The organism is Streptomyces sp. RK9 (genome assembly GCF_045070545.1).
Classification (GTDB): Bacteria; Actinomycetota; Actinomycetes; order Streptomycetales; family Streptomycetaceae; genus Streptomyces; species Streptomyces alboflavus.
In genome coordinates, this window is sequence record NZ_CP173703.1 from 3,627,697 (window position 1) to 3,646,064 (window position 18,368).

The following is an 18,368-nucleotide window of genomic DNA, read 5'->3' on the forward strand; positions in this document are numbered from 1 at the left end:
GGACACGCGACGGTAACGATCACCACGTCTTGCAGAAAATTCCCGCAAGGTCTTTCGGCTGGTTTTCAAGCCTGTTACGTTCCTGCCAACCCGGCGCCGCCTCGAGTGCGGCCGGCAGGAGGCACCTCTTCGTCTCTCCTCATTCCGGGTCATTCCGGGACCAGTTGAAGGAGTACACATGCGGCGTGGCATAGCGGCCACCGCACTGGTCGCAGCCCTTGCGATGACAGCGGCGGCGTGCGGCGGCGACGACGGTGACGGCGGCAAGAAGAGCGGCGGCAAGCTCTCCGGGACCGTCACCTTCTGGGACACCTCGAACGACGCCGAGAAGGGCACGTACGAGAAGCTGGCCAAGGGCTTCGAGGACCTCCACCCCGGCGTCACGGTGAAGTACGTGAACGTGCCGTTCGGCGAGGCCAACGCCAAGTTCAAGAACGCCGCCGGCGGCAACTCCGGCGCCCCCGACGTGATGCGCACCGAGGTCGCCTGGGTCGCCGACTTCGCGAACCTCGGCTACCTGGCGCCGCTGGAGGGCACCGCCGCGCTCGACAAGCCGGACGACTTCCTGCCGCAGGCCGCCGCGAGCACCAAGTTCAAGGGCAAGACCTACGCGGCGCCGCAGACCATCGACACCCTCGCGCTCTTCTACAACAAGAAGATGCTCAAGGAAGCGGGCGTCGAGGTCCCCAAGACCTTCGAGGACGTGAAGTCCGCCGCCAAGAAGATCAAGTCGAAGTCCGGCAAGACCGGTCTCTACCTGCGCGGCGACGACCCGTACTTCTACCTCCCCTACCTCTACGGCGAGGGCGGTGACCTCCTCGACACCAAGAAGAAGGAGATCACCGTCGACGACGCCGAGGGCGGCAAGGCCTTCGAGGTCATGAAGGACCTGGTCGACTCCAAGGCCGCCGTCACCGACGCCAGCGACGGCTACAACAACCAGCTGAACGCCTTCAAGAACGGCGACGTCGCCATGGCGCTCGACGGCCCCTGGTCGATCGAGGGCGCCCTGCAGGGCAAGCAGTTCAAGGACGACAAGACCAACCTCGGCGTCGCGCCGGTGCCCGGCGGCAGCGCCCGGCAGGCCTCGCCGCAGGGCGGCTGGAACCTCGCCGCGTACGCCGGGTCCAAGAACCTCGACGCGTCGTACGAGTTCATCAAGTACATGAGCTCGGCGAAGGTGCAGCAGCAGACCACCGAGAAGCTGAGCCTGCTGCCCACCCGCACCTCCGTCTACGACGTGAAGTCCGTCAAGGACAACCAGATGGTCCAGTTCTTCAAGCCGGCCGTCGACAAGTCCGTGCAGCGGCCCTGGATCCCCGAGGCCAACTCGCTGTTCGAGCCCATCCGCCTGGAGATGCAGAAGGTGCTCAGCGGCAAGGCCTCGCCCGAGGGCGGCGCCAAGAGCATCGGCAAGGCCTACGGCAAGCTCCTCAAGGACTACAAGTAGCGATGGCTGTCGAGAGCGGCCCCCGAGCGGTCAAGGCCGCGGACACCACCGGTGTCCGCGGCCGCGGCCCCCGCCCGGGCAAGAACCCCGGACGCCTGCGCAGGGCCCTGAGCACACACTGGTACGCGTGGGCGATGGTCGCCCCCGTGGTGGCCGTCATCGGCGTCATCGTCGGCTACCCGCTGGCCCGCGGCGTCTTCCTGTCGACGACGAACGCCAACGAGGCGAACGTCGAGCGCACCATCGGCGTCAACCACATCCCGGCGACCTACGAGTCCGTCGGCCTGGACAACTACAAGGCGATCCTCGACGACGGCGTCTTCTGGGACCGGCTCACCTGGACCGTCATCTGGACGGTCTCCTGCGTCGCCCTGTCGTTCGCCATCGGCCTCGTCCTCGCGAACATGCTCAACCGCAGGCTCAAGGGCCGCTCCTTCTACCGGATGGCGCTGATCCTGCCCTGGGCGGTGCCCGCGTTCGTCTCCGTCTTCACCTGGCGGCTGCTCTTCAACGAGAAGAGCGGCGTCCTGAACAAGGTCCTCGAAGGCGGCGGCATCGACGCGATCCCGTGGCTGAACGACCCCACCTGGGCGAAGTTCTCCGTGATCGCCGTCAACGTCTGGCTCGGCGTGCCGTTCATGCTCGTCGCCATGCTCGGCGGGCTCCAGTCCATCCCCGGCGAGCTGTACGAGGCCGCCGAGATGGACGGCGCGAGCGCCTGGCAGCGCTTCCGCCACGTCACACTGCCCGGGCTGCGGTCCGTCGCCACGACCGTGATCCTCATCAGCGCCATCTGGACCTTCAACATGTTCCCGGTGATCTTCCTGCTCACCCGGGGCGGTCCGGGGGACGCCACCGAGATCCTCGTGACGTACGCCTACCGCCTGTCGTTCGTCGTCAGCCCACGTGACTTCGCGGGCTCCGCGGCCTGGGGCGTGCTCATCCTGCTGCTCCTCTCGCTCTTCGCGGTGGTCTACCGCCGCGCGCTCCGCAAGCAAGGAGAGGTGTGGTGACCACGATGCCCCCGAAGAAGGTCAGGGGACGCGGCGAGCGCGGCCCGCTCGCCTCCGTCGCCCTGCACACCACGCTCCTGATCGCCTCCCTCATCGCGGTCCTGCCGCCGCTGTGGCTGCTCGTCACCTCGTTCAAGCCGCAGAGCGAGGCGTTCTCCACCGCCCTGGTGAAGGACTTCACGTTCGGCAACTACGACCACGTCCTGAACGACACCAAGTTCCTCGACTGGGTCGTCAACTCGCTGTTCGTCGTCGGCCTGACCACCGTCATCGGCGTCTTCATCTCGGCGACCACGGGCTACGCGGTGAGCCGGTTCAGGTTCCCCGGCATGCGGCCCCTGATGTGGCTGCTCCTCATCACGCAGATGTTCCCGGTGGCCGTGCTCATCGTGCCGCTGTACAACCTGCTCGCGAGCATGGAGCTGCTGAACCAGCCCATGGGCCTGGTCCTCACCTATCTGACGATCGCCGTGCCGTTCTCCGCGTGGATGATGAAGGGGTACTTCGACACCATCCCCGTGGAGATCGACGAGGCGGGCCGCGTCGACGGCCTCAACCCGTTCGGCACCTTCTGGCGGCTCATCATGCCGCTGGCCAAGCCCGGCCTCGCCGTGACGGCCTTCTACAGCTTCATCACCGGCTGGGCCGAGGTCGCCTACGCCTCCGCGTTCATGACGGGCGAGGAGAACCTGACGCTCGCGGGCGGCCTGCAGACCTTCGTCAACCAGTACACCAGCGACTGGGGTTCGCTGACCGCCGCAGCCGTGATCGTGGCCGTGCCCGCCGCCGTGATCTTCGGCTTCGTGCAGCGCCACCTGGTCTCCGGGCTCACGGCCGGCGCGACCAAGTCCTGACCCGGGCGCCCCGCCGGACCCCGCGTCCGGCGGGCCCCGCCCGCCCCGCACCACGACTCGACCAGACTCGACCTCCCAGGGAACACATGACCCAGCATCTCGCTGCCCCTGCCGCCCCCGACTCCGGCACACGTACGGACTGGTGGCGCGACGCGGTGATCTACCAGGTCTATCCGCGCAGCTTCGCCGACGGCAACGGCGACGGCATGGGCGACCTCGAGGGCGTCCGGGCCCGCCTGCCGCACCTGAGGGACCTCGGCGTGGACGCCGTCTGGCTCTCCCCGTTCTACGCGTCGCCGCAGGCCGACGCGGGCTACGACGTCGCCGACTACCGCGCCATCGACCCGATGTTCGGCACCCTCCACGACGCCGACGCCGTGATCAGGGACGCGCACGCACTGGGCCTGCGCATCATCGTGGACCTGGTGCCCAACCACTCCTCCGACCGGCACGACTGGTTCCGCCGCGCCCTCGCCGACGGCCCCGGCTCGCCCCTGCGGGAGCGCTACCACTTCCGTCCCGGCAAGGGCACCGACGGCGAACTGCCGCCCAACGACTGGGAGTCCATCTTCGGCGGCCCCGCCTGGACCCGCACCACCGACCCCGACGGCACCCCCGGCGAGTGGTACCTCCACCTGTTCGCACCCGAGCAGCCCGACTTCAACTGGGAACACCCCGCCGTACGCGACGAGTTCCGCTCCATCCTGCGCTTCTGGCTGGACATGGGCGTCGACGGCTTCCGCGTGGACGTCGCCCACGGCCTGGTGAAGGCCGAGGGGCTGCCCGACATCGGCCACCACGACCAGCTGAAGCTGCTGGGCAACGACACCATGCCGTTCTTCGACCAGGACGGCGTGCACGAGATCTACCGCAGCTGGCGCGAGGTCCTCGCCGAGTACGCGGGTGACCGCGTCCTCGTCGCCGAGGCGTGGACGCCGACCGTCGAGCGCACCGCGCACTACGTGCGCCCCGACGAGATGCACCAGGCCTTCAACTTCCAGTACCTGGGCACCCACTGGGACGCCGCCGAGCTGCGTGAGGTCATCGACAGCTCGCTGGCCGCGATGCGCCCCGTCGGCGCCCCCGCCACCTGGGTCCTTTCCAACCACGACGTGACCCGGCACGCGACGCGCTTCGCCAACCCGCCCGGACTCGGCACCCAGCTGCGCACCCCCGGCGACCGCGCCCTCGGCCTGCGCCGCGCCCGCGCCGCGACGCTCCTGATGCTGGCCCTGCCCGGCTCCGCCTACCTCTACCAGGGCGAGGAGCTCGGCCTGCCCGACGTCACCGACCTGCCCGACGAGGCCCGCCAGGACCCCTCGTTCCACCGGGCGCAGGGGCAGGACGGGTTCCGCGACGGCTGCCGGGTGCCGATCCCGTGGACCGTCGACGGGCCGTCGTACGGCTTCGGCACGGGCGGCAGCTGGCTGCCGCAGCCCGACGGGTGGGGCGAGCTGAGCGTCCAGGCGCAGACCGGCGACCCGACGTCGACCCTGGAGCTGTACCGCGCGGCCCTGCGGACCCGTCGGGCGCAGCCGGGTCTCGGCGCGGGCGAGGGCCTGGAGTGGACCGACGCCCCGGCGGGCGTGCTCGCCTTCCGGCGGGAGGAGTTCGCGTGCACCGCGAACACCACCGGGGCGCCCGTGCGCGTCGCGGCGCCCGGCCGGATGCTGCTCGCGAGCGGCCCCGTCGAGGTGACCGGGGGCGAGGTGGAGCTGCCCGCCGACACCACCGTCTGGTGGGCGGTGTGACGACCTCCCCGCCGCGGGACGCCGAGCGCGGCGCCCCGCGGCTCGCGGACATCGCCGCCCAGGCGGAGGTCAGCGAGGCCACCGCGAGCCGTGTCCTGAACGGCAAGGCGGGCGTGGCCGCCGCGACCAGGCGCCGCGTCCTGGCCGCACTCGACGTGCTCGGCTACGAACGGCCCGTGCGGCTCAAGCGGCGCAGCGCGGGCCTGGTCGGCCTGGTCATCCCCGAGCTGACCAACCCGATCTTCCCGGCCTTCGCGCAGGTCGTGGAGCAGGTCCTCGCCGGGCACGGCTACACGCCCATGCTGTGCACCCAGATGCCGGGCGGCGCCACCGAGGACGAGCTGGTGGAACAGCTGGAGGAACGCGGTGTGAGCGGCATCGTGTTCCTGTCCGGGCTGCACGCCGACGCCGGCGCGGACCACGGGCGCTATCGGGAACTCGCGGGCCGCGGCGTGCCGTTCGTCCTCATCAACGGCTACAACGCGCACATCCCCGTCTCCTGCGTCTCCGCCGACGACCGCGCGGCCGTGCGGATGGCGGTGCGCCACCTCGTGGACCTCGGGCACGAACGGATCGGCCTGGCCATCGGGCCGACCCGCTACGTCCCCTCGCGGCGCAAGGCGGAGGGGTTCGCGGCGGCGCTGCACGAGTACGTCGGCCTGGCACAGGGGGAGGCCGAACCGTTCGTGCGGCGCACGCTGTTCACCGTCGAGGGCGGCGCGGCGGCGGCCGGTGCGCTGCTCGACCGCGGCTGCACCGCCGTGGTGTGCGGCAGCGACATGATGGCGCTCGGTGCCGTCCGGGCTGCCAGGGAGCGGGGCCTCACCGTGCCCGGTGACGTCTCCGTGGTGGGCTTCGACGACTCGCCGCTCATCGCGTTCACGGACCCGCCGCTGACCACGGTGCGCCAGCCCGTGCAGTCGATGGCGTCGGCCGCTGTCGGCGCCCTCCTGGAAGAAATCAACGGAAACCCCGTGCAACGCACCGAGTTCGTCTTCCAGCCGGAACTCGTCGTACGGGGTTCAACGGCCCAGGTGCGTCCGAAGGGTTGACCGTCATGGTTGACGGTCGTACGGTCACGGGCGAAAACACTGCCGCAATCTTGCTGCAACAACCTTCAACGGCCTGACGAGCACGACCCGGCGCCGGCGAAGGCCCCCCACCTCACCCGCGCAGGAGGCCCCCGTGACACGTCGTACGCGCACGAAGCCGGCACCAGGACGCAAGGCCCAGGCCGCCACCCTCGCCCTGCTCGCCGGAGTCGGCGGGAGCATGGTCGGCGGCGCGCCGCAGGCCGCCGCCGCCCCGCCCGGGACCAAGGACGTCACCGCCGTGCTCTTCGAGTGGAAGTTCGCCTCGGTGGCGAAGGCCTGCACGGACCGGCTCGGCCCCGACGGGTACGGCTACGTCCAGGTGTCGCCGCCGCAGGAGCACATCCAGGGCCCGCAGTGGTGGACGTCGTACCAGCCCGTCAGCTACAGGATCGCGGGTCGGCTCGGTGACCGGGCCGCCTTCAAGAGCATGGTCGACACCTGCCACGCGGCGGGCGTGAAGGTCGTCGTCGACACGGTCATCAACCACATGGCGGCGGGCGACGGCACCGGCACCGGCGGCAGTTCGTACACGAAGTACAACTACCCCGGCATCTACTCGCGCCCCGACCTCGACAACTGCACCGCGCAGATCTCCAACTACCAGGACCGCACGAACGTCCAGGAGTGCGAGCTGGTCGGCCTCGCGGACCTGGACACCGGCGAGGACCACGTCCGCGGCCGCATCGCCGCCTACATGAACGACCTGCTCTCCCTCGGCGTCGACGGCTTCCGCGTGGACGCCGCCAAGCACATGGCGGCGGCCGACCTGAAGAACATCAAGTCGCGCCTGAGCGACCCGAACGCGTACTGGAAGCAGGAGGCCATCTTCGGCGCGGGCGAGGCCGTCGCGCCGGACGAGTACCTGGGCAGCGGTGACGTGCAGGAGTTCCGTTACGCCCGCGACCTCAAGCGCGTGTTCACCGGCGAGAAGCTGGCGTACCTGAAGAACTACGGCGAGGGCTGGGGCTACCTGCCCTCCGGCAAGTCCGCCGTGTTCGTCGCCAACCACGACACCGAGCGCGGCGGCGACACCCTCACCTACAAGGACGGCGCCGACCACACCCTGGCGCACGTCTTCATGCTCGCCTGGCCCTACGGCTCCCCGGACGTGCACTCCGGCTACGAGTTCACCGACCGGGACGCGGGACCGCCCAACGGCGGGCAGGTGAACGCCTGTTACAGCGACGGCTGGAAGTGCCAGCACGCGTGGCCCGAGATCAAGGGCATGGTGAAGTTCCGCAACGTCGCGGGCGGTACCGGTGTCACCGACTGGTGGGACAACGGGAACGACGCCATTGCATTCGGCCGGGGGGACAAGGCGTACGTGGTCGTCAACCACGAAGGCGCCGCGCTCGACCGGACGTTCCAGACGTCCCTGGCCGCGGGCACCTACTGCGACGTGCAGAGCGGCCGGAGCGTCACCGTCGACGGCTCGGGTCGGTTCACCGCCTCGGTGGCGCCGAACACCGCCCTCGCCCTGCACACCGGCGCACAGTGCGCCGCTGGATGAGCTGCACCCGGCCGTCGTGCGTCTGCGGGTCCGTCGTGGCTGGTCGCGCAGTTCCCCGCGCCCCTTCAGGGCGACTTCGCACCGCAGTCGACTGCACCTGGTGCGCCCGGTCCTGCTGACCGCCCTGAGTCCTGTTGACCATGTCGAAGGAGAACCCACCCCCGTGACCGGCTCCGCACGCCGCACCGCCATCGCGATGGCCCTGGCCCTGCTCGCCGCCGCCGTGCCCCTGACGGGCGCGGCGGCGGCGCCCGGCCAGAGCGCCCCCGCAGCCCCGGCCGTCGGCCTCGACCTGTCCAAGGCCGAGGCACAGTGGATCGACCGCGACACCGTCGCCTGGAACACCGGCGCCGAACCCACCGCACGGGGCGGTGAACGCGCGCCCGGCAGCACGGAGTTGGCGTACGCGCGGCGCGGCGGCATCACCGTCGACGGCGCCGACCTCACCGGTGCGCGGCACCGGATCCGCCTCGCCCCCGTGCCCGGCGGCCTCACCGAAGCGCAGCGGGTGAAGTTCCCGCACCTGAAGACCTACGCGGCCTTCCGCGTCGACCCCCGCGACCGCGACCGTATCCGCACGGCCCTCACCGGCCAGCTCGTCGCGGTCCAGCGCGGGTCGGACGGCGCCCTGAAGGCCGCCACCGGCGTCCAGACACAGGGCATCCTCGACGACCTCTACGCCCCCGCCGCCAGGAAGACCCCGCTCGGCCCCGGCTTCGCCCGCGGCAAGGCGTCGCTCGCCGTGTGGGCGCCCACCGCCCAGGACGTCCGGCTCGACATCGGCGGCCGGACCGTGCCGATGCGCAGGGACGGGGACTCGGGCGTCTGGTCGGCGAGCGGGCCGAGGAGCTGGACCGGGAAGCCGTACCGGTACGTCGTGAAGGTGTGGGCGCCGAGCGTCCAGAAGGTCGTCACCAACAAGGTCACCGACCCCTACGCCACCGCCCTCACCACCGACTCCGCCCGCAGCCTCCTCGTCGACCTCGACGACCCCGCGCTCGCCCCCAAGGGCTGGCGGACCCTGCAGAAGCCGCCCGCGACCCCGCTGCGGGACGCGCAGATCCAGGAACTGCACATCCGGGACTTCTCCGTCGCCGACCGCACGGCCGAGCACCCGGGCGAGTACCTGGCGTTCACGGACCGGACGTCCGACGGCATGCGGCACCTGCGGAAGCTCGCGCGGTCCGGCACGTCCTACGTCCACCTGCTGCCCGCGTTCGACATCGGCACCGTCCCCGAGCGGAAGTCCGGACAGGCCACCCCCGACTGCGACCTGGGGTCCCACGCGCCGGACTCCGACGAACAGCAGGCCTGCGTGGGCGAGGCCGCCGCCGAGGACGCCTACAACTGGGGCTACGACCCGCTGCACTACACCGTCCCCGAGGGCTCCTACGCGTCCGACCCCGAAGGCCCCCGGCGCACCGTCGAGTTCCGCAAGATGGTGCAAGGACTCAACGACGCGGGCCTGCGCACCGTCATGGACGTCGTCTACAACCACACCGTCGCGAGCGGCCAGGCCGACAAGTCGGTCCTCGACAGAATCGTGCCCGGCTACTACCAGCGGCTGCTCGCCGACGGCTCCGTCGCCACGTCCACCTGCTGCGCCAACACCGCGCCCGAGAACGCCATGATGGGTCGGCTTGTCGTCGACTCGGTCGTCACCTGGGCGAGGAAGTACAAGGTCGACGGCTTCCGCTTCGACCTGATGGGGCACCACCCGAAGGCCAACATCCTCGCTGTCCGCAAGGCCCTGGACGCCCTCACCGTGAAGAAGGACGGCGTCGACGGCAAGAAGATCGTGCTCTACGGAGAGGGCTGGAACTTCGGCGAGATCGCCGACGACGCCCGCTTCGAGCAGGCCACCCAGCGCAACATGGCGGGTACGGGCGTCGCCACCTTCTCCGACCGCGCCCGCGACGCCGTGCGCGGCGGCGGCCCCTTCGACGAGGACCCCGGCGTGCAGGGCTTCGCCAGCGGCCTCTACACCGACCCCAACACCTCCAAGGCGAACGGCACGCCCGCCGAGCAGAAGGCCCGCCTCCTGCGCTACCAGGACCTGATCAAGGTCGGCCTCACCGGCAACCTGGCCGACTACTCCTTCACCGACTCCTCGGGCCGCCGGGTCACCGGCGCCGACGTCGACTACAACGGCGCGCCCGCCGGATACGCGGCCGCACCCGGCGACGCCCTCGCCTACGCCGACGCCCACGACAACGAGACGCTGTACGACGCCCTCGCCTTCAAGCTGCCGCGCGGCACGCCGGCGGCCGACCGGGCCAGGATGCAGGTCCTCGCGTCGGCGACGGCGACCCTCTCGCAGGGCCCGGCGCTGTACCAGGCGGGCAGCGACCTGCTCCGCTCCAAGTCCCTCGACCGCAACTCCTACGACAGCGGCGACTGGTTCAACGCCCTCCACTGGGACTGCCGCGCCGGCAACGGCTTCGGCCGCGGCCTGCCGCCCGCCGCCGACAACAAGCCCAAGTGGCCCTACGCCAAGCCCCTGTTGGCAGATCCGGCGCTCGCCCCTGGCTGCGCGGACATCCGCGGCGCGGCGGCCGCGTACCGGGACCTGCTGCGGCTGCGCGCCACCGCGCCGGAGTTCTCCCTCGCGACCGGCGAGCGGGTCCAGAAGGAGCTGTCCTTCCCGCTGTCCGGCACCCCGGGGGAGAAGCCCGGCGTCATCACCATGCGCCTCGGCTCCCTCGTGGTCGTCTTCAACGCGACACCGCGGGAGCAGTCGCAGGACGTCGAGGCCCTGAAGGGGACGGCGTACGCCCTGCATCCCACGCAGGCGCGCGGAGCCGACCCTGTGGTCAAGTCGGCGGCGTACGCGAAGAGGTCGGGGACCTTCCGGGTCCCGGCGCGGACGGTCGCGGTGTTCCGGCGCGGCTGAGGACCGCCGCTCAGGCCAGGCCGAGGACGTTCCGCACGAAGGCGTTGCGGAACGTCCCGGCCGGGTCGAGGTCCGAGGCGAGCGCCGCGAAGTCCGCGAGGTGCGGATGGACGGCGCGCAGGCTCGCCCGCGGGGTGCGGAAGACCTTGCCCCAGTGCGGGCGGGGCGCGAAGGGCGCCAGGGCCTCCTCCGTGCGGGCGACCACCGGCAGGACGGTGGCCGGGTCCGGCGCCCAGGTGAAGTGGAACGCCACCGAGTCGCGGCCGTACGCGGGACTGAGCCACTGCGTGTCCGCCGCGACCGTGCGGACCTCGCAGACCTGGAGGACCGGCGCGATCGTCTCCCGGACGGCGTCGAGCGCGTGCAGCGCCGGGAGCGCTTCGGCGCGCGGCAGCAGATACTCCGACTGCAGCTCCGCGCCGCTGCTCGGCGTGAAGTCGGCGCGGAAATGGGGCAGTCGGTCGTGCCAGGGGCCGGGGACGCCGAGCTGCCGCGTGCAGTTGGCGGCGGGAGCGCCGGGCACCGGATGCCTCGGCTCGGTGGCCGGTGCGGCCCAGGGGAAGTCGACGCCGCGACCCGCCCGCTGCTTGAGGCACACGGTCGTGAAGCGCGGGCCCCGCCAGTCCGTGAAGAGGCTGACGCTGTACGCCGACGACGTCACCGCGTCGAAGTCGAGCCCCGCCAGGGGGAGTTCCGTGAACACGTGCTGAGCCACCTCGTACGCGGGCTCCAGGTCGAGGGTCAGCGCCGTCACCACGCCGAGCGCGCCGAGGGCGACCACGGCCCCGTCGAACCCGGCGTCCCCGCGGCGCAACGTGACGAGCCCGCCGTCCGCCGCCAGGAGCTCCACCGCGCACACCGACGACGACAGCGGCGGCAGTGCGTTCCCCGAGCCGTGGGTACCCGTCGCCACCGAACCCGCGACCGAGATGTGGGGGAGCGAGGCCATGTTGGGCAGCGCGAGCCCGGCCGCGTGCACGTGGCGGGCCAGTTCGGCGTACCGGACGCCGCCCGCGACGCGCACCGTGCGCGCCATCGTGTCGACGTCCACGGCGGGCGGCAGCCCGGCCAGGGACAGGAGCGTGCCGTCCGGGCCGTCGGTGTCCGCGATCCGGTTGAAGGAGTGCCCGCTGCCGAGGACCCGCACCTGCCGGGAGCCGGTCACCAGCGTTCGCAGCTCCTCAAGGGAGGCGGGACGGCGCAGCTCACGCGCCGTGAAGGCGATGTTCCCCGCCCAGTTCGTCACCACGTCGCTGGCACTCATGCTCGTCGTTCCTCCTGGGGGTGGGGGTCCTGGGCGCGGCGGCCGGTGCGGGCCCGCCGGTGCATTACCGGCCATCGTGCCGGGCCGCGCGGAGTCGGAAATACCCCCCTGGGTATGGTGGGGGGTAAGGGTCGAATACCCCCGGGGGTAATGATCCCGGGGTGCGGCCCCGGACGGTCGGAAGCTGAGAAGGAGTGACAGTCGTGTTCTTCGTCGACACCCTCGAACTCGCAGGGCTCGGGAACCGCAGCTATCTGGCGGGAGGCCCGGACACCGCCGTGGCCGTCGACCCGCCGCGCGACATCGACCGGGTCATCGCCCTGGCCGCCCGGCGCGGGGTGCGCATCGGGTACGTCGCGGAGACGCACCTCCACAACGACTACGTGAGCGGTGGGTGGGAGCTGGCCCGCGTGACGGGCGCGCGCTACCTGGTGCCCGCCGGTGCCTCCGTGTCGTTCCCGCACACGCCGGTCGCGGACGGCGACGTGGTGTGCGTGGATGAGGCGGGTGGCGTGTCCGGGGCGTCCGGGGTGTCCGGGGCGGAGGAGGCACGTGGGGCGAAGGAGGCGCGCGGGGCGTCCCGGGCGGGCGCGGCCGTGGCGCTGCGCGCGGTCGCCACGCCCGGTCACACCCCCCACCACCTGTCGTACGTCCTGACGGTCGGCGGCCGCGCCACCGCCGCGTTCACCGGCGGCTCCCTGCTCATCGGCACGGTGGGCCGCCCCGACCTGGTCGAGCCGCGCCTCACCGAGCCACTGGCCCGCGCCCAGCACGCCTCCGCGCAGCGGCTCGCCGAGGAACTGGACGACGCGGTGCGGGTGCTGCCCACGCACGGCTTCGGCAGCTTCTGCTCGGCCACGCGGTCCGAGGGCGACGCGACCACCATCGGCGCGGAGCGGACGGCCAACACGGCTCTCACCCAGGACGAGGACACGTTCGTCGCCGAGCTGCTCGCCGGGCTCGACGACGTGCCCGCGTACTACGCCCACATGGGCCCGGCCAACGCGGTGGGGCCCGCGCCCGTCGACCTGACCCCGCCCGCACCCGCCGACGCCGCCGCGATCGCCGCGCGCCTCGCCGCCGGGGAGTGGGTGGTCGACCTGCGCGGCCGGGTGGCGTTCGCCGCCGGGCACGTCGTCGGGTCCTTCAACTTCGAGGCCGAGGGCAAGCTCGCCACGTATCTGGCGTGGCTGATCCCGTGGGGCACCCCGGTCACGCTGCTCTCCGACTCGCCCCGCCGACTGGCCGACGCCCAGCGGGAGTTGGTGCGCGTGGGCATCGACCGACCGGCGGCGGCCGCGACGGGCGACCCCGGGGGCTGGGTGCGGGCGGGGGAGCGCCTCGGGACCTTCCCCCTGGCCACGTTCGCCGCCCTGGCCGAGGCCCGCAAGGAACGGGACGACGTGGTGGTCCTCGACGTGCGCCGCGCATCGGAACGCGCGGGCGCGCACATCGAGGGCTCCGCGCACGTGCCGCTGCACGAACTCCACGGCCGCCACTCCGAGGTGCCGGACGGTGAGGTGTGGGTGCACTGCGGCAGCGGGATGCGCGCGGCGATCGGGGCGTCGCTCCTCGCCGCCGCCGGGCGCGCGGTCGTCGTGGTCGACGACGGGTTCGACGCGGACGCGCTGGCCCGGGCCGGACTGCCCGTCCACGACGGCCACACCTGCGGCCGCGCGTGAGCACGCTCGTCCTGGCCCTGGTCGCCGGGGCCGTGGTCGGCCTCGCCCTCGGCGCGCTCGGCGGTGGCGGCAGCATGCTCGCCGTCCCCGCGCTCATCTACCTCCTCGGCTTCACCCCGGCCGCCGCCACCACCGCGAGCCTGCTCATCGTCGCCGTCACCTCGGCCACGGCCCTGTACGCCCACGCCCGCTCCGGGCAGGTCCGCTGGAGGGCGGGCGCGCTGTTCGCGGCGACCGGGATCCTGCCCGCCGCCGGGGCCGGGGCGGCGGCGGGCAGGCTGCCGCAGGCGGTGTTGACGGCGGCGTTCGCCGGGGTCGCGGGGGTGGCGGGGGTGTTGATGCTGAGGGTCGGGGGGCGTGGTGACGGGGTGGGGCCCGAGGTCGGTCCGGAGTCCGTGGACGGAGCCGTGCGTGAGGGCGGCCCGGGGCACGGGGTCGGGGCGGGCCGCGCCGGTCGTCCGGAGGGCGTGGACGCGGGCGCCCCGGGCGGCGGGCGCGGCGCGCGGGCGGCGGCGGGGACCGTGGCGGCAGGGCAGGCCGTGAGAGCCGTGCGGGAGCCCGTGCCGCGCGACCGGGGCGGGCCGCCGGTGCCGGGGCCGGGCTCGGGGCGCTCACCGGGCTGCTCGGCGTCGGCGGCGGATTCCTCGTCGTACCGGCCCTCGTCACCGTCCTCGCCTTCGAGATGCGGGCCGCCACCGGGACCAGCCTGCTGGTCATCGCCGTCAACTCCCTCGCCTCGCTGGTCACCCGCGGCAGTACGACGACCGGCCTCGACTGGGCGGTGGTCGCGCCCTTCACCGGCGCGGCGGTCCTCGGCGCCTGGGACGGCAAACGGCTCGCCGCCAGGCTCACCGGGGCCGCGCTGCGGCGCACCTTCGCGGTCGCGCTGCTCGTGGTGGCCGCCGCGATGGCGGTGGACGCGGTCGTCCAGAGCGCGGGCCGGGGGTGAAGGGGGCCGTGGGAGCCGTCCTACGCGAGCGACAGGAACAGCTTCTCGAGGCGCGCCCGCATCCGCTCCCGGTCACCACTTTCGGCCAACTCTGTGTCGGTCAGGCAGTGCTGGAGGCCGGTCGCGATGATGGCGAACCCGGCCTTGTCCAAGGCTCGGGACGCGGCGGCCAGTTGGGTGATGACGTCCTCGCAGTCCCGGCCCTCCTCGATCATCTTGATCACGCCGTTGATCTGGCCCTGGGCCCGGCGCAGCCGGTTGACCGCGGTCTTCAGTTCCTCGGCCGCCATCGTCAGTTCCACTGCTCACTCCGATCTGGATACCCCTATGGGTACCGTACGGGAGTGGTGCACGCATCAACGAAGGCATCCTCCAAGCATCCGATGAAGGGAACCCCCGTGCCGTCCCCCACCGCGCTCACCGCCGTCGAGGCCCGCCACCGCCTGGACGAACTGGCCGTCGTCGACGTCCGCACCCCCGCCGAATTCGCCTCCGGGCACCTCCCGGGCGCCCACAACATCCCCCTGGAACGCCTCGCCGAAGCCCTGCCCGCCCTGAAGACCGCCGCGGCACGCGGGGAACTCCTCATGGTGTGCGCCTCCGGCAACCGCTCCGCCCGGGCCTGCGCGACCCTGGCCGAGAACGGCGTCCCCGCCACGACTCTCACCGGCGGCACCACCGGCTGGACCGGGCACGGATACGACGTCGAGCGCACCCGGGGCACGGCCCGCACCACGTGGGCCATGGAGCGCCAAGTCCGCCTGGCCGCGGGGGCGCTGGTCCTGACGGGACTGGCCCTCGGGCTGTTGTGGCCCTACGCCCTGTGGCTGTCCGCGGCCATCGCCGGTGGCCTGGTCTTCTCCGCGGTCACGGACACCTGCGGCCTCGCCGCCGTGCTGGCCAGGCTGCCGCACAACCGCCCCCGCGACACCGACCTGCACGCCACGCTCGCCGCCCTGAACCACTGACGGCGGGGCGCCCCGGCCGCGCGTCAGCCGGCGTCGGCAGTCCCGAAGTCCCTTACGTAGCGCCGCTGCCAGGGCGTCTCGACGGCCCGGCGGTGATAGTGCGCGCGCACATAAGCGACGGCCTCCCCGGCCGGGACGCCGTCGAGCACCGCCAGGCAGGCGAGCGCCGTGCCGGTGCGGCCGAACCCGCCGCCGCAGGCGATCTCCACCCGCTCCGTGGCGGCGCGCGCCCAGGCCTCGCCGAGGAGTTGGCGCGCCGCGATCCGGTCCGTGGGCAGCCAGAAGTCCGGCCAGCGCAGCCAGCGCGCGTCCCACGGCACCTCGGGCGGCTGCTTGCCCTGGAGGTGGACGGCGAACATCGGCTCGGGCCCGGCGGGCAGCGGGCGGCGGAGTCCCCGGCCGCGCACGAGCCGGCCCGAGGGCAGCCGCATTACACCATCGGCGGTCTCGCTCCAGGTCTCAGCCACATGATCTCCCAAGGTTCGCCACATGATCACCCTACGGAGAAAGGCGGCAGCACGGCGTGAGTTGCGCTCCGGGCGAACCAACAGCCCCGCAGCCGCAGGTCGCAGAGCGCTTCATACACCAAAGGGACAATGGCCACGCCGACCTAGCCGATACTCACCCGGTTCTAACGGAATCTTGACTTCGACAGGGCATATTGACACGCATGACAACCATGGTTCCTGTCTGCCCGTACTGCGGCCGGGTGGAATGCATCTGTCCGGCAGTGGCCGGCCACCTCGCGTCGGCCCGCATGTGCGCGCCGACGGCCACACCGCCGCGTGTCAGGCGGGGCGCACCGACCACGCGGACGCTGATACGCCGCGTGGGCCCCGCCCACCGGACGGGGTCCCACCACCCCGCCCTCCGTGCCCCGAGCACACCGAACCCGACCACCACGAGCAGGACCACCGCCTCGGCGACCTGCCCGTAGTCGGTGCCACCACCGACACCTCCCCTGCCGTCGTCGTACGCGCCGGACCTCTGGCCGACGACGACGGCGACCAGTACCGTGCCGATGCCGCCCTCATCGACGCACCATCGATGAACGAGGGCGAGATCGCCACGAGTTCGCATGCCGAGCGGGTCTTCGGCGTGCCCGCGTACGCGCCGTCGACGGCGCGGACGGGTTGGATGAGCCGCAACGAGGCCCTGACGAGGCCCTGACGAGAGGCGGAGCAGCGGTGAAGGGTGAGACGGTGACGGACTTCAAGCCGGTCGTCGAGGTCGCGGTGCGCGAGTGGGCCGAGCTGGGCGAGGGCCCCACCTGGGACCCGGCCACCGGCCGCCTGATCTGGGTGGACATCCTCAACTCCCGTGTCCACACCTACGACCCGGCGAGCGGCCACCGCACGGTGCTCGCCACGGAACAGCACGTCGGCGCTGCCAAGCCGCGCGCGGGCGGCGGCCTCGTCGTCAACCTCCGCGACGGCATCGGGCTCTACGCCCCGGACGGCGCCTTCTCCTGGCTGGTGCGCGACCCGGTCGCCGGACGCCGCGGCAACGACGCGGCCGTCGCCCCCGACGGCGCGCTGTGGGCGGGCACCATGCGCTACGACGAGGCACCCGGCGGCGGCGCCCTCACGCGCGTCACGGCGGACGGCACGGCGACGGAGGTCTTCCCTGGCGTGGCCGTCAGCAACGGCACCGGCTGGAGCCCCGACGGCACCCTCCTGTACTACGTGGACAGCCCCACGCGGCGGATCGACGTGTGCCGCATGGACGGGCAACACCCCGTGGAGCGACGGGAGTTCGCGGTGATCGCGGACGCGGACGGCTTCCCGGACGGACTCACCGTGGACGCCGACGGCTGTGTGTGGGTGGCGCTCTGGGACGGCGGGCAGGTGCGGCGCTACACCCCGGACGGCACGCTGGACCGCGTCCTGGGGCTTCCCGTGGCGCGCCCCACCGCGTGCGCGTTCGGCGGCCCGGACCTGCGTGACCTGTACGTCACGACGGCCCGGACCGGCCAGGAGCGGCCGCACCCGATGGCGGGCTCGGTCCTCGTCGTCCGGGGCGCGGGCCAAGGGCTGCCGGGGACGGCCTTCGCGGGCTGACACCGCCGGGCCGGGGCCGTCCCGGGGCGCCGCGCCGGTCTCAGACGGTCCGGCTCGCGAACATCGAGGAGATGACGCGCTCCGCCTGGTCGGCCAGGTAGAAGTGGTCGCCGGGCAGCACCAGGGCGGAGAAGTCGCCGCTGCCCGCGTCCCGCCACGCCTCCACGTCCTCCGGCGACACCTCGATGTCCTGGTCGCCCGTGAACACGCCGATGGGGCAGCGCAGCCGGGCCGTCAGGTCAGGGCGGTACGTCTCGATCAGGCGGTAGTCGGCGCGTATCGCGGGCAGCACCATCTCGCGCACGTCCGGGTCGTCGAGGAGCTGCGGGTCGGTGCCGCCGAGCTGCTTGATCTCGTCGACGAGCCGCTCCTCCGGCAGCAGGTGCACCGTGCCGGGGCGCTGGCGGCGCGGACCCTGGCGACCGGACACGAAGACCTGCCGGGGCGCGGGCCCGGGACCCGCCTCCAGGCGCAGCGCCGCCTCCCAGGCCAGTGCGGCGCCCATGCTGTGACCGAAGAAGACCAGCTCGCGGTCGGGGCGCACACCGGCCCGCAGCGCCTCGGTGACCGCGTCGGCCAGCTCCGTCATGGTGCCGATCGGGCGCTCCGCGAGCCGGTCCTGACGCCCCGGGTACTGCACCGCGACCAGCTCCACGTCCAGCGGGAGGAGCCGCGCCCACGGCGAGAAGAAGGAGGCGGTGCCGCCCGCGTGCGGGAAGCACACCAGGGTGGTGCGGGCGCCGGGGCGCGGCTGGGTGCGGCGCAGCCAGCGGGGCGTGGGAGCGGCCGAGTTGCCACCGGGGCGGTGGGCGGTGGGATTCGGTTCGGTGGTCATCAGCACTCCGTCGAGCAGCTAGGCGGTCGGGCCGCGGTTCAAGTG

Annotated in this window: 14 protein-coding genes and 3 pseudogenes; 13 read left to right on the top strand and 4 right to left on the bottom strand. The window is 72.6% G+C overall.

Annotated elements, in window-relative coordinates; genetic code table 11:
- Window positions 1-178 precede the first annotated feature (178 nt).
- The 7 genes and pseudogenes from AB6L24_RS14860 to pulA all read left to right on the top strand — a co-directional run bounded on the left by AB6L24_RS14860 (window position 179) and on the right by pulA (window position 10,565).
- Window positions 179-1,450 (top strand): extracellular solute-binding protein, encoded by a 1,272-nt coding sequence (locus AB6L24_RS14860; RefSeq protein WP_405655673.1) that lies wholly within the window; start codon window positions 179-181, stop codon window positions 1,448-1,450.
- 2 nt (window positions 1,451-1,452) lie between these two features.
- Window positions 1,453-2,463, top strand: a complete 1,011-nt coding sequence (locus AB6L24_RS14865) for a carbohydrate ABC transporter permease (protein WP_405655675.1) — start codon at window positions 1,453-1,455, stop codon at window positions 2,461-2,463.
- A 5-nt stretch (window positions 2,464-2,468) separates the two neighbouring features.
- Entirely contained in the window at window positions 2,469-3,317 is an 849-nt protein-coding gene (locus AB6L24_RS14870) for a sugar ABC transporter permease (RefSeq protein ID WP_405657162.1), read from the top strand.
- A gap of 86 nt (window positions 3,318-3,403) precedes the next feature.
- Window positions 3,404-5,068, top strand: coding sequence for a glycoside hydrolase family 13 protein (locus tag AB6L24_RS14875; protein ID WP_405655677.1), 1,665 nt, complete (start codon window positions 3,404-3,406; stop codon window positions 5,066-5,068).
- Entirely contained in the window at window positions 5,056-6,120 is a 1,065-nt protein-coding gene (locus AB6L24_RS14880) for a LacI family DNA-binding transcriptional regulator (RefSeq protein WP_405655678.1), read from the top strand. The genes AB6L24_RS14875 and AB6L24_RS14880 overlap by 13 nt, the downstream gene beginning before the upstream one ends.
- Window positions 6,121-6,340: 220 nt before the next feature.
- A pseudogene (locus AB6L24_RS14885) lies at window positions 6,341-7,669 on the top strand (alpha-amylase family protein); the annotation flags it as partial.
- 166 nt (window positions 7,670-7,835) lie between these two features.
- Window positions 7,836-10,565 carry a pullulanase-type alpha-1,6-glucosidase gene (gene pulA / locus AB6L24_RS14890; protein WP_405655679.1) on the top strand — a complete coding sequence of 910 codons (2,730 nt, stop codon included), beginning with the start codon at window positions 7,836-7,838 and terminating at the stop codon, window positions 10,563-10,565.
- Between the two features lie 10 nt (window positions 10,566-10,575).
- Here the strand turns inward: pulA and AB6L24_RS14895 are convergent, their stop codons facing one another.
- A complete protein-coding gene (locus AB6L24_RS14895) occupies window positions 10,576-11,829 on the bottom strand; it encodes an FAD-binding protein (RefSeq protein WP_405655681.1) in 1,254 nt (417 codons plus the stop codon).
- A 203-nt stretch (window positions 11,830-12,032) separates the two neighbouring features.
- On the opposite strand from AB6L24_RS14895, the gene AB6L24_RS14900 reads away from it, so the two are divergent.
- The 3 genes and pseudogenes from AB6L24_RS14900 to AB6L24_RS14910 form a co-directional block, all read left to right on the top strand.
- Window positions 12,033-13,511, top strand: coding sequence for a rhodanese-like domain-containing protein (locus AB6L24_RS14900; RefSeq protein WP_405655682.1), 1,479 nt, complete (start codon window positions 12,033-12,035; stop codon window positions 13,509-13,511).
- Window positions 13,508-13,861, top strand: a pseudogene (locus AB6L24_RS14905) (TSUP family transporter); the annotation flags it as partial. The gene AB6L24_RS14900 and the pseudogene AB6L24_RS14905, both read left to right, overlap by 4 nt.
- A gap of 209 nt (window positions 13,862-14,070) precedes the next feature.
- Window positions 14,071-14,460 (top strand): annotated as a pseudogene (locus AB6L24_RS14910) (TSUP family transporter); the annotation flags it as partial.
- 20 nt (window positions 14,461-14,480) lie between these two features.
- Here AB6L24_RS14910 and AB6L24_RS14915 read toward each other — a convergent pair.
- Window positions 14,481-14,762 carry a metal-sensitive transcriptional regulator gene (locus AB6L24_RS14915; RefSeq protein ID WP_030358230.1) on the bottom strand — a complete coding sequence of 94 codons (282 nt, stop codon included), beginning with the start codon at window positions 14,760-14,762 and terminating at the stop codon, window positions 14,481-14,483.
- An 81-nt stretch (window positions 14,763-14,843) separates the two neighbouring features.
- On the opposite strand from AB6L24_RS14915, the gene AB6L24_RS14920 reads away from it, so the two are divergent.
- Window positions 14,844-15,428 (top strand): rhodanese-like domain-containing protein, encoded by a 585-nt coding sequence (locus AB6L24_RS14920; RefSeq protein ID WP_405655684.1) that lies wholly within the window; start codon window positions 14,844-14,846, stop codon window positions 15,426-15,428.
- Window positions 15,429-15,451: 23 nt separating this feature from the next.
- Here AB6L24_RS14920 and AB6L24_RS14925 read toward each other — a convergent pair whose 3' ends face one another.
- Window positions 15,452-15,859: a protein phosphatase gene (locus tag AB6L24_RS14925; protein ID WP_405655685.1), complete on the bottom strand. Its 408-nt coding sequence runs from the start codon at window positions 15,857-15,859 to the stop codon at window positions 15,452-15,454.
- A gap of 283 nt (window positions 15,860-16,142) precedes the next feature.
- On the opposite strand from AB6L24_RS14925, the gene AB6L24_RS14930 reads away from it, so the two are divergent.
- Both AB6L24_RS14930 and AB6L24_RS14935 read left to right on the top strand, forming a co-directional pair.
- Window positions 16,143-16,598: a hypothetical protein gene (locus AB6L24_RS14930; protein WP_405655686.1), complete on the top strand. Its 456-nt coding sequence runs from the start codon at window positions 16,143-16,145 to the stop codon at window positions 16,596-16,598.
- A gap of 17 nt (window positions 16,599-16,615) precedes the next feature.
- Entirely contained in the window at window positions 16,616-17,488 is an 873-nt protein-coding gene (locus AB6L24_RS14935; protein ID WP_405655687.1) for an SMP-30/gluconolactonase/LRE family protein, read from the top strand.
- Between the two features lie 40 nt (window positions 17,489-17,528).
- On the opposite strand, the gene AB6L24_RS14940 is transcribed toward AB6L24_RS14935, so the two are convergent.
- Window positions 17,529-18,323, bottom strand: coding sequence for a thioesterase II family protein (locus AB6L24_RS14940; RefSeq protein WP_405655689.1), 795 nt, complete (start codon window positions 18,321-18,323; stop codon window positions 17,529-17,531).
- Window positions 18,324-18,368 lie beyond the last annotated feature (45 nt).